Genomic DNA, 15217 nt, shown 5'->3' with positions numbered 1-15217 from the left:
CAGGTGGTTACGATAAGTACAGCTTTCGTCCTATTACAGGGCGGGAGCTTTTTCTTATTTTACGCGAGCAAATCAAACGAGAAACTTAAGTTTCAGGAGGTACAAGCATGTACAAGAAAGTTTCAACCGACATGAACTTTGTCGAGAGAGAAAAACAGGTTGAGAAGTTCTGGGAAGACAATCAGATCTTCGAAAAAAGTATGAAAGTGCGTGAAGGAAATCCGTCCTACGTGTTCTATGACGGACCGCCGACCGCAAACGGAAAACCGCACATCGGCCACGTAGAGACCCGTGTTATCAAGGATATGATCCCGAGATACCGTACCATGAAGGGTTATCAGGTGCCGAGAAAAGCAGGCTGGGATACCCACGGACTGCCGGTAGAGCTGGAAGTTGAGAAAAAACTCGGTCTGGACGGAAAAGATCAGATCGAAAAATACGGCGTAGAGCCATTCATCGAGCAGTGTAAAGAGAGCGTATGGAAATACGAGGGAATGTGGGAAGACTTCTCCCATACCGTTGGCTTCTGGGCTGATATGAAAAATCCATACGTTACGTATCATAACGATTACATCGAGTCCGAGTGGTGGGCATTAAAAGAGATCTGGAAGAAAGGTCTTCTGTACGAAGGACACAAAATCGTTCCTTACTGCCCGCGCTGCGGTACCCCGCTTTCTTCTCACGAAGTAGCGCAGGGATACAAAGATGTCAAAGAACGTTCTGCCGTTGTCCGCTTTAAAGTAAAAGGCGAGGACGCTTACATCCTGGCATGGACCACCACACCGTGGACCCTTCCGTCCAACGTTGCGCTCTGCGTCAACCCGGATGAGGATTATGTAAAAGTAACAAGCAAAGGATATACCTATTATATGGCAGCCGCTCTGGTAGACACCGTTCTCGGTGAGGGCGCTGAAATCCTGGAGCATTATCAGGGCAAAGATCTTGAGTTCAAAGAGTACGAGCCGCTGTTCCCGTACGCTGAGAAGAGAATCGGAAACAAAAAAGCATACTATGTAGTCTGCGATACCTACGTAACACTGACCGATGGTACCGGTGTTGTTCATATCGCCCCTGCATTTGGTGAGGACGACTCCAAGGTCGGTCACAGATACGATCTTCCTTTCGTACAGTTAGTAAACGAAAAAGGTGAGATGACCGAGGAAACTCCGTGGGCAGGTACTTTCTGCAAGAAAGCAGATATGGCCGTTCTGCAGGCACTCGAGGATAAAGACCTTCTGTTTGATGCGCCGCTGTTCGAGCACAGCTACCCGCACTGCTGGAGATGTGATACTCCACTGATCTACTATGCGCGCGAGACCTGGTTCATCCGCATGACTGCAGTAAAAGAGGATCTGATCCGCAACAACAACACCATCAACTGGATTCCGGAGAGCATCGGAAAAGGACGCTTTGGCGACTGGCTGGAAAATGTTCAGGACTGGGGACTTTCCAGAAACCGTTACTGGGGAACTCCGCTTCCGGTATGGCAGTGTGAATGCGGCCATCAGGACTGCATCGGCAGTATCGAAGAGCTGAAAGAAAAAGCAGACAACTGCCCGGATGACATCGAGCTTCACCGCCCGTACATCGACGCAGTGACCATCAAGTGCCCGAAATGCGGTAAAGAGATGCACCGTGTACCGGAGGTTATCGACTGCTGGTTCGATTCCGGATCCATGCCGTTTGCACAGCATCACTATCCATTCGAGAACAAAGAAACCTTCGAAAAACAGTTCCCGGCACAGTTTATTTCCGAGGCTGTAGACCAGACACGTGGATGGTTCTACTCCCTGCTTGCAATTTCCACTCTGCTGTTCAACAAAGCACCGTACGAGAACGTTATCGTTCTTGGTCTGGTACAGGATGAGAACGGACAGAAGATGAGTAAATCCAAAGGAAATGCGGTAGATCCGTTTGACGCACTGCAGACCTACGGTGCCGATGCGATCCGCTGGTACTTCTACACCAGCAGCGCTCCGTGGCTGCCGAGCCGTTTCGCAGGCAAGACGGTCGTGGAAGGACAGAGAAAGTTCATGGGAACCCTGTGGAACACCTACGCGTTCTTTGTTCTGTATGCAAACATCGACAACTTCGATGCAACAAAATACAGTCTGGAGTATGACAAGCTGGCTGTTATGGATAAATGGCTGCTGTCCCGTCTGGAATCCACTGTAAAAGCTGTAGACGACAACCTGGCAAATTACCGGATTCCGGAAGCAGCAAAAGCACTGCAGTCCTTCGTGGATGATATGAGTAACTGGTATGTACGCCGTTCCCGTGAACGTTTCTGGGCAAAAGGCATGGAGCAGGATAAGATCAATGCTTACATGACTCTGTACACCGCACTGGTGACCGTTGCAAAAGCAGCAGCTCCGATGATTCCGTTCATGACAGAGGATATTTATCAGAACCTCGTAAAGAGCATCGATGCAAGTGCACCGGAAAGTATCCATCTGTGCGACTTCCCGGAGGTACATGAGAACTGGATCGATCCGAAGATGGAAGAGGATATGGCAGACCTGCTGGAGATCGTCGTTATGGGACGTGCCGCAAGAAACACCGCCAATATCAAAAACCGTCAGCCGATCGGAACCATGTACGTGAAGAGCGAGTTCCAGCTTTCCGAATTCTACAAAGAGATCATCGAGGACGAGCTGAATGTCAAAGAAGTTGTATTTAAAGATGACATCGCAGATTTCATCAGCTACAGCTTCAAACCGCAGATGCGTACCGTAGGACCAAAATACGGAAAACTCCTGAACAAGATCAAAACAACCCTGTCTGAGCTGGATGGAAACAAGGCTATGGCAGAGCTCAAGAGCACCGGCGAACTTAAACTTGACATCGATGGACAGGAAATTGTATTATTAGAGGAGGATTTGTTAATTGACATGGCACAGATGGAAGGCTATGTATCCGAATCCGACCATACAATCACCGTTGTTCTGGATACCAATCTGACTCCGGAACTGATCGAGGAAGGTTTTGTTCGTGAGCTGGTAAGTAAAATCCAGACCATGCGTAAAGAGGCCGGCTTTGAGGTTATGGACAAGATCAGAGTATATGCAAAAGACAACGACAAGATTGTAAGCATCATGAAAAACCATGGTGATGAAATTAAATCTGAAGTTCTGGCAGAAGAAATCGTGACTGGAGAGACAAAGGGCTATGAGAAGGAGTGGAATATCAACTCCGAAAAGGTTACCATGGCAGTAGAGCGTATCTAAGAATACTTCTGGATGCGTTTCCACGACGATCGTTAATATAAAAATCAGCCTGCGAGCGGGGATGCAGACAAGCTCTCCGCTCGCAGACTGCTATTGAGGAGGACGCAGATGTTAAACGCCGAGTTCAACAAAGAAACTTTTAAGAACAGTGTCAAAGAAAACGTAAAAATGCTGTACAGAAAAAATCTGGAAGAGGCTTCCCAGCAGGAAATTTACCAGGCAGTCTGCTACGCAGTAAAAGACGTTATTATTGACAACTGGCTGAAAACCCAGAAAGCAATGGATGAGCAGGATCCGAAGATTCTGTACTATATGTCCATGGAGTTCCTGATGGGACGTGCGCTGGGAAATAACCTGATTAACCTGACTGCATACAAACAGGTACAGGAAGCTCTTGATGAGATGGGACTGAACCTGAACCTTCTGGAGGACCAGGAGAGAGATCCTGCGCTTGGAAACGGCGGTCTTGGCCGTCTGGCAGCATGCTTCCTGGATTCCCTGGCTACACTGGGATATCCGGCATACGGCTGCGGTATCCGTTATAAATACGGTATGTTCAAACAGCAGATCCGCGACGGTTATCAGGTAGAAGTACCGGACAACTGGCTGAAACACGGCTATCCATTCGAGCTGAAACGCCCGGAATACGCAAAAGAAGTAAAATTTGGCGGATACGTAGCACAGGAGTATGATGAGGCTACCGGACGCGTAAACTTCGTACAGAAAGATTACCAGTCTGTAAACGCAATTCCTTACGATATGCCAATCGTAGGATACGACAACGATGTTGTAAACACGCTGACCATCTGGGATGCAGAGGCTATTCAGGACTTCTCCCTGGATTCCTTCGACAAAGGTGATTACCACAAAGCGGTTGAGCAGGAAAACCTTGCAAAAACCATCGTAGAGGTTCTGTATCCGAACGACAACCATTACGAAGGAAAAGAGCTGCGTCTGAAACAGCAGTATTTCTTTATTTCTGCAAGCGTACAGAGAGCAGTTGCAAAATATAAAAAACATCACGATGATATCACAAAGCTGTATGAGAAGGTTACCTTCCAGCTGAACGATACTCACCCGACCGTAGCCGTTCCGGAGCTGATGCGAATCCTCATGGACGTGGAAGGCCTTGGCTGGGATGAGGCATGGGAGATCACCACAAAGACCTGCGCATACACCAACCACACCATCATGGCAGAGGCACTCGAGAAATGGCCGGTTGACCTGTTCTCCAGACTTCTTCCGCGTATCTATCAGATCGTAGAGGAGATCAACCGCCGCTTCCTGATCCAGGTAAGAGAGCAGTACCCGGGTGATGAAGAGAAAGTCCGCCAGATGGCAGTCATCTACGACGGACAGGTTCATATGGCCCGTCTGGCTATCGTAGGCGGCTATTCTGTCAACGGTGTTGCACAGCTTCATACCGAGATTCTGAAAAAACAGACCTTAAAAGACTTCTACGAGATGACTCCGGAGAAGTTCAACAATAAGACGAATGGTATCACACAGCGTCGTTTCCTGCTTCACGGAAACCCGCTCCTGGCTGACTGGGTAACCGAGTACGCCGGAGACGGCTGGATCACCGATCTGCCGAAGATCGAAAAGATCGCTAAGCTGGCAGATGACACCCAGGCACAGAAGGAATTTATGGAAATCAAATATAAAAATAAAGTTCGCCTGGCAAAATACATCAAAGAGCATAACGGCATTGATGTAGATCCGAACTCTATTTTTGACGTTCAGGTAAAGCGTCTGCATGAGTACAAACGCCAGTTTATGAACATTCTTCATATTATGTACCTGTATGACCGTCTGAAAAAGAACCCGGATATGCCGTTCTACCCGAGAACCTTCATCTTCGGAGCAAAAGCATCCGCAGGTTATGAGCGTGCAAAAGCGATCATCAAACTGATCAACTCCGTTGGTGATGTGGTAAACAACGATCCGACCATCAAAGGAAAGATCAAAGTCGTATTTATCGAGGATTATCGTGTCAGCAACGCAGAGCTGATCTTTGCCGCTGCCGATGTTTCCGAGCAGATTTCCACCGCAAGTAAAGAGGCTTCCGGTACCGGTAACATGAAGTTCATGCTGAACGGTGCCCTGACTCTTGGAACCATGGACGGTGCAAACGTAGAGATCGTTGAGAAAGTTGGAAAAGAGAACGCCTTCATCTTCGGACTTTCCGCAGATCAGGTTATCGAATATGAGAACAACTACACCTACGATCCGATGAGCTACTTCATCCACGATCAGGACATCCACAACGTAGTGATGGATCTGATCAGCGGAAGATACTCAAACGGCGACACCATGATGTTCCGTGATCTGTATGACTCTCTGCTCACACCGAAGAATGCTCCGCGCCCGGATATGTACTTTACCCTGGCAGACTTCAAGTCCTATGCGGCAGCACAGGAGCGTGTTGAGGATAAATACAGAAATACTTCTGCATGGGCAAGAAGCGCGATCCTGAATACCGCACACAGCGGCAAATTCACATCCGACCGTACCATCCAGCAGTATGTAGATGATATCTGGCATCTGGACAAGATTACTGTCAGAAAGTAATCAGAATCAAATATAAGTAGTTAGGGGACACCTGCTTTTCCGGGGAAAACCGGAGGGGCGGGTGTTCTTTTTTTGATGCCCGCTGGAAGGATCTGCATCCCGAAAAATGCCTGCAAAACAGGCATTCTTTTGACATTCTACGGGGAGTGTGGTACACTGTTCGTGTCTATGAACTAAAACAATCTGAAATGTATTGAGGTGAAAAGATTGGATAAAGCTGAATATCAAAGCCGGCTGGAAGAGCTGAACAGTCTGGTAAAAAAAGAGGACTATGAGGGGGCACTTGCAGTTGTAGAAGCCGTTGATTGGCAGCGTGTCAAGAGTCTGCGCACGCTCGGCATGGTAGCGGATGTCTATGAGGCGAACAAACGATATCCGGAGGCGAAGAAGATTCTGCTGATGGCGTATGACCGTTCCTCCATCGGAAAGGGCATTCTGTACCGCCTGGTAGAGGTCTCCGTAAAAATGAAAGACTTTGATGAGGCGATTGACTTTTACAACGAGTTTGAAGCAGTCGCACGTCACGATAATTCCCGGTATCTGCTGAAATACAAGATTTTAAGAGGACAGAAAGCGCCGCTTGAGGAGCAGATTTCCCTTCTGGAGGAATACAAAGAGCGGGAATTTACCGAGAGATGGGCATATGAACTGGCAAACCTTTACAGCAAAGCCGGAGAGACGCAGAAATGCATCGATGCCTGTGATGAGCTGATCCTGTGGTTCAGCGAGGGCAAATATGTGACAAAGGCAATGGATCTGAAAATGAAGTACGAGCCGCTGTCACCGTCCCAGCAGATCAAATACGAGCATCGTTTTGACTACAAAAAGAATGAAGAGCCGTCTGAGGATCCGGAAGCACTTGAAGTGCGGTTAGCCGGAGAGAGCGGAGCCGGTGAAATGGCTGCGACGAAAGAGCCGGCAGAGACGCCGGAAGTAAAACCGGTAAACGGCGGTGTGATGAGCCAGTATGTGGCCGGTGAAGAAGAAAAAGAAGCCGGTTCGCCGTACGAAGCATATGAGAAAACACAGCAGGCCGAGGCAGATGCAGAGCAGGTGCAGGAGTACGAAGCACTGCAGCAGACAGAGGAGCCGATCGAGGAGATTCCGGAAGAGCAGGCGTATGCAGACAGCACGCCGACGTACCTTGGAAATACGATCGATCTTCACGCAGAGCTTGCAAAGAGCATCCGCGATGTCTTCTCCTTCCGCGGAAAGAAACAGGAAGAGACGGCAGTCGAGGAAGAGACAAGCGAAGAGCCGGTACAGTACGAAGTAAAAGATCTGGAGCCGGAGCAGCTTGATGTAAACGTAGAGGTATCCCCGGATGCCAACACGACAATCAAGACAAGACCGCAGCCAAAACCGAAGGAAAAAGCCGAGCCGGTAATGCCGAAAGCACCGAAGCCGGAGAAGAAATACGAAGAGCCGGACCTCGAAGCACTGTTCCAGGAGACCGCAGCAAACCTGTCGGAGGAAGTTGCGGAGGAAGAAGCAGAAGAGCCAGTGGAACCGGCAGCAGAAGCCGAAACCGCAGAGCAGCCGATGGATCCGGAGTCCGAGACAGAGGCACGGGAAACGGCAGAGGAGCCGCAGGCGGAAGCTGAGCCGGAAGAAGATGCAGAACCGGCAGATGAAGCGGAAACCGAAGAGATCACAGAACCGGCGGATGAGGCTGAAACCGAAGAAGCTACAGAGCCGATGGATGAAGCTGAGATCGAAGAGATTATAGAACCGGCAGCCGAGGCTGAAATCGAAGAAGCAGAAGTTACAGAACCAGCAGTGGAAGCTGAAACAGAAGCAGCCGAGAAGGCTCAGGCGGAAGCCGAAATTGAGGAAACCGTAGAACCGGCGGAGACACCGTCCATGGATGCAACGGTTGTCATCGCGGATCTGAAACCGGCAGAGGAGACACGGCCGACCATCGATTTTAGTGAGCTTCAGGCAGCGCTGAACGCAGAAGTGCAGGAAGCTGAAAAAGCATCGGAAATCGAACTGCCGGATGAGCCGGAAACTGCGGAAGCAGAACCTGCTGACGAGCCGGAAAGCGAAACAGAGCCGGAAACTCCGGCCGAGACTGAGCCAGCCGATCCGTTTGAGCCGGCAGGAACCCAGCCGATCGAGATTACCCCGGAGGAAATCGAAATCGAAGTTCCGACCGAGCCAAAGCGTGAGCGCGTATCCGATGCGACGATCAACATGAGCATCGAAAAAACAACGGATGCCACCGTTCAGCTGATCCGCGACAACATTCCGGAAGGAACTGTTGCGAAATCGATTGAAGAGGTGCTCCGCGAGGAGACGCCGGAGGAGGCAAGACTCCGCATCCTGAACGACACCCAGCCGGATAAGCTGAGTGACGAGCAGAAAGCGCTGTTTACTTACTTTGCGAAAGTTCCAGGCATGGATATCCAGATTCTGGATGCAATGCATGGTGTTTATCATTACGCAGGCGACCGTACTTCCCGTCATGGAAACATTGCCATTATGGGCGGATACGGTACTGGAAAAACGAAGCTGTCGGAGGATCTCGTCCGTGCAATCTGTGCTGACTTAAAACTTCCGGCAACGAAGATGGCCCGTCTGGATGCATCTGTTCTGAACAAAAAGGACTGTGCGCAGATTGTTTCAAAGCTGGCGGGAGGTTTCCTCCTGATCGAGCGTGCCGGTCTGATGTACCCGGAGACGATCGAGAAGCTGTCGCAGGCAATGGATTTCCGTACCGACAGTCTGGTTCTGATCATCGAGGATGAGAAGGTCAGCATGAGAGGTCTTCTGCGGAATTACCCTGATTTTGCGAAGAAGTTTGAGACGGTCATTTCGATTCCTGTTTTCACGAACGACGAGCTGGTTACGTTTGCCCGCACGTATGCGCGTGAGAATGGATACAAGATGGACGAGATGGGTGTGCTTGCTCTGTATACACAGATTGGCAACAATCAGAAGGAGGGCGAGCCGATGACGATTTCACAGGTCAAAGATATGGTGGATCGTGCCATCGCCCATGCAGAAAAGGGAACCCGTAAATTCGGAAGACGCATGTCCAGAAAGCATACCGATGCGGACGACCGCGTGATTCTTTACGAGAAAGACTTTGAGTTCTAAATACATGGAGAATTTATGGAGAAAGTAAAACCGTGGCTCGGGGAGCCGCAGAATACAATAGCCGTACTGCAGAAGTACGGCTTTGTATTTCAGAAAAAGTATGGTCAGAATTTTCTGATCGATCCACATGTGCTGGATAAGATTGTAGCCGCTGCAGGTATCGGACCGGACGATTTTGTTGTGGAAATCGGACCTGGTATCGGTACGCTGACGCAGTATCTTGCGTATGCTGCGCGGAGTGTGTGTGCGGTGGAAATTGACAAGAATCTGATCCCGATTCTGGAGGATACGCTGTCGGATTATGATAATGTTGAGGTTATCAACAATGATGTTTTGAAGGTGGATCTGGCGGCGCTGGCGAAGGAGAAGAACAACGGACGGCCGATCAAGGTTGTGGCGAATCTTCCGTATTATATTACGACGCCGATTATTATGGGATTATTTGAGAATCATGTGCCGGTGGATTCGATTACGGTTATGGTTCAGAAGGAGGTTGCGGACCGGATGCAGACGGGGCCGGGATCGAAGGATTACGGGGCGCTGTCGCTGGCGGTGCAGTATTATGCGGAGCCGTATATTGTGGCGAATGTGCCGCCGAACTGTTTTATGCCGCGGCCGAAGGTTGGAAGTGCGGTGATCCGGCTGACGCGTCATGAGGTGATGCCGGTGGAGACGAAGGATGAGAAGTTGATGTTCTCCATTATTCGGGCGTCGTTTAATCAGAGACGGAAGACGCTGGCGAACGGACTGAAAAATTCGGAGCTGCTGCATTTTTCGAAAGAGGAGATTGAGGCTGCAATCACAGCCTGCGGCTGGCCGCTTACGATTCGTGGGGAGGCATTGAATTTACAGGAGTTTGCGCGGTTGACGGATGAATTGTGTAAATAGAGGGGACGCCTCGCCGCCGCCCGTCCGCCCTTGCGTGATGCGCATGGCAGCGGTGGAAAAGCGGGGAAAAGGGCATGAAAAAAAGCACCGTTGGCGAAACAGTGCTTTCTTTCATTTTTATTTTTAAAGGAAGGAGAGCCGATTTTCTAATCGGCAATATGAAAAAGAAAATTGTGTAAATAATGTTGGCATTCATTATTTATGCTTTTAGTATACGGGTAAATTATGTTGAAAGCGTGTTCATGTTGTAAAAAAATCATGAACAAATTGTGACTATTCAGAGCCATGCGAAATTTCAGAACAAATTGCGAATCATGCTTGCATGAATGAGCACTTTTTTCTGAAATTTCATATGGCGAGAAGCCACATCAAGATGCAGCGCAGCGGAATCGAGATGGGGCTCTGAACAGGGACTTATTTCTGAGTTACAGGTCCAGCAGCTTAAAGGTGGAAATTCCGAGGAAGTTCCGGGAGCAGAGGCTGATTCCGCCCATGAGGACGGAGACATCCTGCAGGTGAGCCGGGAGGACGTGGAGGTACCAGCGGAGGCGGTTCTGGATTCCGGAGGTGATTTCGTCGATCAGACCTGGGATGTAGTTGGTGAAGGAGCTGTTGATGACGATGACGTCCGGGTTGAAGGTGTGGAGAACCGTGTTCAGGCTGATTCCGATGTAGTGGGTGAAATCCTGCATTACTTTGCGGGCGTTGGGGTTGCCTTCCTGGTAATACTGGATGAAGCGTTCGACGGAGACGTTTTCTAAGCCTTCGGCGGCGGCAAAATCGTTCAGGACGGCGGCTTCGGAGATGTACTGTTCGAGGCAGCCGTGGTTGCCGCAGGGGCAGGGCCGGCCATCGGGGAAGAGGATGGTGTGGCCGAATTCGCCGGCGTAGCCGTTCTGGCCGGTGTAGAGTTCGCCGTCAATGAGGATTCCCATGCCTACGCCTTCGTGGATGTTCAGGAAGATCATATTTTTAAAGTGCTCTGCGCAGGCGGCTTCGCCGATGACGGAGAGGTTGGCTTCGTTTTCTACGATGACAGGGACCTGAAATTCTTCTTCGAGGTAGTTTTTCAGGTTGGAGTGTTTCAGATCGTAGTAGGGTGTGAATAAAACGAGGTCGTCGCAGACGACGCCGTAGATTCCGATGGAGATTCCGACGAGGCCGCACGGGGTCTTGGGGAGGTCGGATTTGGTTGTGTGGAGGAGGGAAATCAGGTATTCCTCCAGGGAGAGGGATGGATCAATCGGGTATTCTTTTACAGTACATGATTTTCCCTTCAGATCTCCGGTGAGAATGGTGATCTTTTTTACGCCGAGATCGACGGCGATGATGGAACCGCAGCGATTATTAAAAGTAAGCAGAATCGGTTTTCGACCCATGGAAGTTTTTTCGGCGCTGCCGAGTTCTATGACGAGCTGGCGGTCGAGCAGTTCCTGGACGATGGTGGATACGGTTGCTTTTGTCAGATGCAGCATTTTCGCCAGATCTGCGCGGGAAAGCGGCGGATGGTTGGCGATTGCCTCGAGAACCAGGGCGCGGTTCATGTCTCGTATATATTCCTGATTTCCGGTACTCATAAAAAATCCTCCATTCTGCCGCATTGGCTGTACATCAATCTTAACATAAATGAGAGAGAAATGACAGGGAAAATCGGGGATGGGCAATACGAATAGAAAAATTAACGGAGAAAAACGATTTCTAGACAGAGTAGAGAGTAAGGGACAGAATTAGAAATAAAATATGTGATAAATACACAAAGAAAGTATAAAATAATTCTAAAAAATGTACAGATTCACAGAAGATTCACTGCACGTTCATAATCTGTTCATAATTAATTGGTATAGTTATCTCAGTTCCAAAGGAACAGCGTGTATGCAATCACTACACAATTAAGATTTTTTCATAATAATAGCCCAGGCGCCGAGAGGTTCCTGGGCACTCCTCATTTTTGAGGAATTTTTGATCTTGGGACAGACGGAAATCTGTGTAGACAGGGTAGTGATCTTTTTCTTGACTTTTGCGAGAAGCAGCCTTATAGTATAAATATAATAACAATTACTGTTATCGAAAGATACGAAAGGAAAAAAACTATGTCAACACTCAAGTATAGCAGACAAAGAGAAAGCATCAAAGTCTGCCTTCAGGGGCGAAAGGATCACCCGACCGCAGATATGCTCTATACCGATGTACGGAAAGAATTTCCCAATATCAGTCTTGGCACAGTATACCGGAACCTGTCTCTTCTTTCTGAATTAGGAGAGATCAAGCGTCTTACAACAGGAGATGGCCCGGACCGGTTCGATGGAGATACTTCCACGCATCACCATTTCATTTGCAGAAAATGTCACTGCGTGACAGACCTTACAATGCGTGACATCAGCGAAATCAAGAACGTAGCAGCGGAAAATTTCAGAGGTACGATCGAAGATTACTCTGTGAATTTTTACGGCATCTGCGAGAACTGCAAAAATCACCCGGGGAACGTATAGCATCCCCAGGAAGAAAGAAAAAATTAAAAATAGGTATTGACAAAAAGGGAAGCTTATGCTAAAGTAATATCAGTAACAGTTACTAATATCAAAAATAAAAAACTGTTATAAACCACAAAATTGGAAATGATAAAATTAAATACACAACAAAAAGAAAGGAAAGAAAGACTATGAAAAAATTTGTATGCAGCGTATGTGGATATGTTTATGAAGGAGCAGAAGCACCGGAAGTCTGTCCGATCTGTAAAGCACCGAAAGAGAAATTTATCGAGCAGGGCGAGGATCTGACCTGGGCAGCAGAGCACGTAGTTGGCGTAGCATCCGACGTTCCGGAAGATATCAAAAAAGACCTGAGAGCCAATTTCGAGGGTGAGTGCTCCGAGGTTGGTATGTACCTGGCAATGTCCAGAGTAGCATTCCGCGAGGGATATCCGGAAGTAGGTCTGTACTATGAAAAAGCAGCTTACGAAGAAGCAGAGCACGCAGCAAAATTCGCAGAGCTTCTCGGCGAAGTCGTAACCGACAGCACCAAGAAAAATCTGCAGATGCGTGTAGAGGCAGAGAACGGAGCAACCGCTGGCAAAACAGATCTTGCAAAACGTGCCAAAGCCCTGAATCTTGATGCAATCCATGACACCGTGCATGAGATGGCAAGAGACGAAGCTAGACACGGAAAAGCATTTGCCGGACTGCTGGCCAGATATTTTGGTAAATAATCAGGAAACCTTTTTGGGGGGCGGAATAAAATCTGCCCTCCTTTTTCCGTTGTTTACAATTTTTACTTGGGATTGCGAACTTGTTTCGAATTACCTGTTGTTTACAAATGAACATAGAAAGAAAAAGCGAGGTTTTCACCATGGAAAAACAGACAGGCTGTGTCCACATCTACTGTGGGGATGGAAAAGGAAAGACGACTTGTGGTATGGGACTCTGCACGCGTGCGGCAGGGTATGGATACCGTGTTTTGATTTATCAGTTTATGAAAGATAACAGCACGAGCGAGCGGAAGGTGCTCTTGCTGTCGCCGAATGTGACGTTTGTGCCGGGGCAGGACAAGATAAAGTTTTCGTTTCTGATGACACCGGAGGAGAAGGCAGAGCAGAAACGGTATTATGAAGAGCAGTTTCAGAAAGTGACAGAAAAAGCAGTTCAGGAAGAATACGATGTACTGTTTCTGGACGAGCTGGTTTATACGATTGGAAGCAAACTGTTTGATGAGCAGCTCCTTCTGGATTTTCTGGATCACAAGCCGGAGAAGCTGGAAGTGATTCTGACCGGGCAGGGACCGTCGGAGGCGCTGATTGAGCGGGCGGACTATGTTTCGGAGCTGAAAAAAATCAAGCATCCGTTTGACAAGGGTCTTGCGGCAAGAGATGGAATCGAGCGGTAACGCTGAAAAAACAAGAAAAAAGATACTGTTCTGCGGGGAAGATGATTCCATGCAGAACAGTATCTTTTTTCTTGTTTTGCGGGCAATGAACCAAAATCTGTGATGGAACAAGTTTCTGGTGATTGCCGCGATAACCTGAGAAGTATCTGGAAGCCGCTGTAAGACAGAAAATAACGTTATTATTTCGCACCGCGATCCGCAATCATCTTCGTGGATTTCTTCACGCAGTACAGACATGTCGGTGCGATATAGCAGCAGGCGGCGAGCCATGCAGCCTGGTCCGCAAAGCAGATTGCGGTGAAGCCAAACGCACCGACAAATCCCAGGCAGACAATCGTTCGTGCCAGCATCTCCATTACGCCGGAGAAAACGGCTCTTCCCGAGTAGCCAAGTCCCTGCGTTACCATACGGCAGACATTCAAAATACCAAGCATCCAGTAGAAAAATCCGAGGCAGCGCAGATATTTTGCCGAAGCGTTGATTGCTTCAAAAGCAGAGCTGACAATAAAGAGCTTTGTCAGCGGCCGTCCGAACAGAATCATGATGACACCCGCAAACGCACCATAGCCGACACCGACAAGCACACCCTGGCGGAGTCCCTGACGGATTCGCTTTGCCTGGCCGGCTCCGAGATTCTGACTGCAGAAGACGGAAGCCGCGGTACTGATCGCATCAAACGGGCACATCATAAACTGTTTGATTTTCATAGCAGCTGTGAACGCCGAAACATAAACACTGCCAAGTCCATTATTCGCTGACTGCATTACCATACTGCCGATCGCTGTGATCGAAAACTGCAGTCCCGTCGGAATGCCCATTGCGAGGAGTTCCTGCGCGGCATCCTTTCGCAGAGTGCGGTTTTCTTTTGTCGGAAGCAGGAGCTTTACCCTACGGGAAATAAAAAACAGACATAAGAGTCCGCTGATCGCCTGGGCGGAAATCGTCGCAATCGCCGCTCCTGCGCATCCCAGATGCAGAATGATAATACAGAACAGATCGAGGAAAATATTCAGGATTGCCGAAAATGCCAGAAACAGAAACGGCGTGCGGCTGTCCCCGACGGCACGCAGGATGCTGGAAAGATAATTGTACAGAATCGAAAACGGAATCCCGAGGAAAATCACAAGCTGATATGCGTAGGCATCCGCGAAGATATCGGACGGAACCGACAGCAGGTGCAGAATTGGTGCACAGAGTAAACTGCAGAGTGTGGTCAGAATGGCCGCAATCAGGACAGCAAGTGCAGCACCATTAAAAATATAATCGCGCATTTTATCAAGCTTTCCGGCGCCGAAATACTTGGCAACCGGGACACTGAATCCCGTGCAGCTTCCCATACAGAAGCCGAGCACCAGAAACTGTACACTGCTGCTTGCACCGACGCTGGCGAGTGCCTCCGGGCCAAGTGCCTGGCCGACAATCGCCGCATCAATGATGTTATACGTCTGCTGCAGCAGATTTCCGATGAGAAGCGGAAAGGCAAACGAGAGCATCAGCTTTACCGGATTTCCCTTTACCATAGATGTTGCCATAAAAAACGCCTCCCCTGC

General features: G+C 48.9%; 9 protein-coding genes. 7 read left to right on the top strand and 2 right to left on the bottom strand.

Annotated elements, in window-relative coordinates:
• Positions 1-107 precede the first annotated feature (107 nt).
• From ileS to rsmA, 4 genes are all read left to right on the top strand, one after another.
• Positions 108-3227, top strand: a complete 3120-nt coding sequence (gene ileS / locus DWZ44_RS14085; protein ID WP_055222021.1) for an isoleucine--tRNA ligase — start codon at positions 108-110, stop codon at positions 3225-3227.
• A 108-nt stretch (positions 3228-3335) separates the two neighbouring features.
• Positions 3336-5798: a glycogen/starch/alpha-glucan phosphorylase gene (locus DWZ44_RS14080; RefSeq protein WP_117805114.1), complete on the top strand. Its 2463-nt coding sequence runs from the start codon at positions 3336-3338 to the stop codon at positions 5796-5798.
• A 207-nt stretch (positions 5799-6005) separates the two neighbouring features.
• A complete protein-coding gene (locus tag DWZ44_RS14075) occupies positions 6006-8900 on the top strand; it encodes a hypothetical protein (RefSeq protein WP_117805113.1) in 2895 nt (964 codons plus the stop codon).
• Positions 8901-8915: 15 nt separating this feature from the next.
• Positions 8916-9788: a 16S rRNA (adenine(1518)-N(6)/adenine(1519)-N(6))-dimethyltransferase RsmA gene (gene rsmA, locus DWZ44_RS14070; RefSeq protein ID WP_022461748.1), complete on the top strand. Its 873-nt coding sequence runs from the start codon at positions 8916-8918 to the stop codon at positions 9786-9788.
• 425 nt (positions 9789-10213) lie between these two features.
• Here the strand turns inward: rsmA and DWZ44_RS14065 are convergent, their stop codons facing one another.
• A complete protein-coding gene (locus DWZ44_RS14065; RefSeq protein WP_117805112.1) occupies positions 10214-11365 on the bottom strand; it encodes an ROK family transcriptional regulator in 1152 nt (383 codons plus the stop codon).
• Positions 11366-11878: 513 nt separating this feature from the next.
• Here DWZ44_RS14065 and DWZ44_RS14060 point away from each other — a divergent pair.
• The 3 genes from DWZ44_RS14060 (at position 11879) to DWZ44_RS14050 (ending at position 13667) form a co-directional block, all read left to right on the top strand.
• Complete coding sequence (locus DWZ44_RS14060) at positions 11879-12277, top strand: Fur family transcriptional regulator (protein WP_022462913.1); 399 nt, start codon at positions 11879-11881, stop codon at positions 12275-12277.
• 170 nt (positions 12278-12447) lie between these two features.
• Entirely contained in the window at positions 12448-12993 is a 546-nt protein-coding gene (locus tag DWZ44_RS14055) for an NADH peroxidase (RefSeq protein ID WP_022462914.1), read from the top strand.
• Between the two features lie 140 nt (positions 12994-13133).
• Entirely contained in the window at positions 13134-13667 is a 534-nt protein-coding gene (locus DWZ44_RS14050) for a cob(I)yrinic acid a,c-diamide adenosyltransferase (RefSeq protein WP_022462915.1), read from the top strand.
• A gap of 179 nt (positions 13668-13846) precedes the next feature.
• Here the strand turns inward: DWZ44_RS14050 and DWZ44_RS14045 are convergent, their stop codons facing one another.
• Positions 13847-15199, bottom strand: a complete 1353-nt coding sequence (locus DWZ44_RS14045) for an MATE family efflux transporter (protein ID WP_117510573.1) — start codon at positions 15197-15199, stop codon at positions 13847-13849.
• Positions 15200-15217 lie beyond the last annotated feature (18 nt).

Source organism: Blautia sp. AF32-4BH (genome assembly GCF_003460565.1).
Taxonomy (GTDB): Bacteria; Bacillota; Clostridia; order Lachnospirales; family Lachnospiraceae; genus Fusicatenibacter; species Fusicatenibacter saccharivorans.
This window is presented reverse-complemented; position numbering and strand designations above follow the sequence as displayed.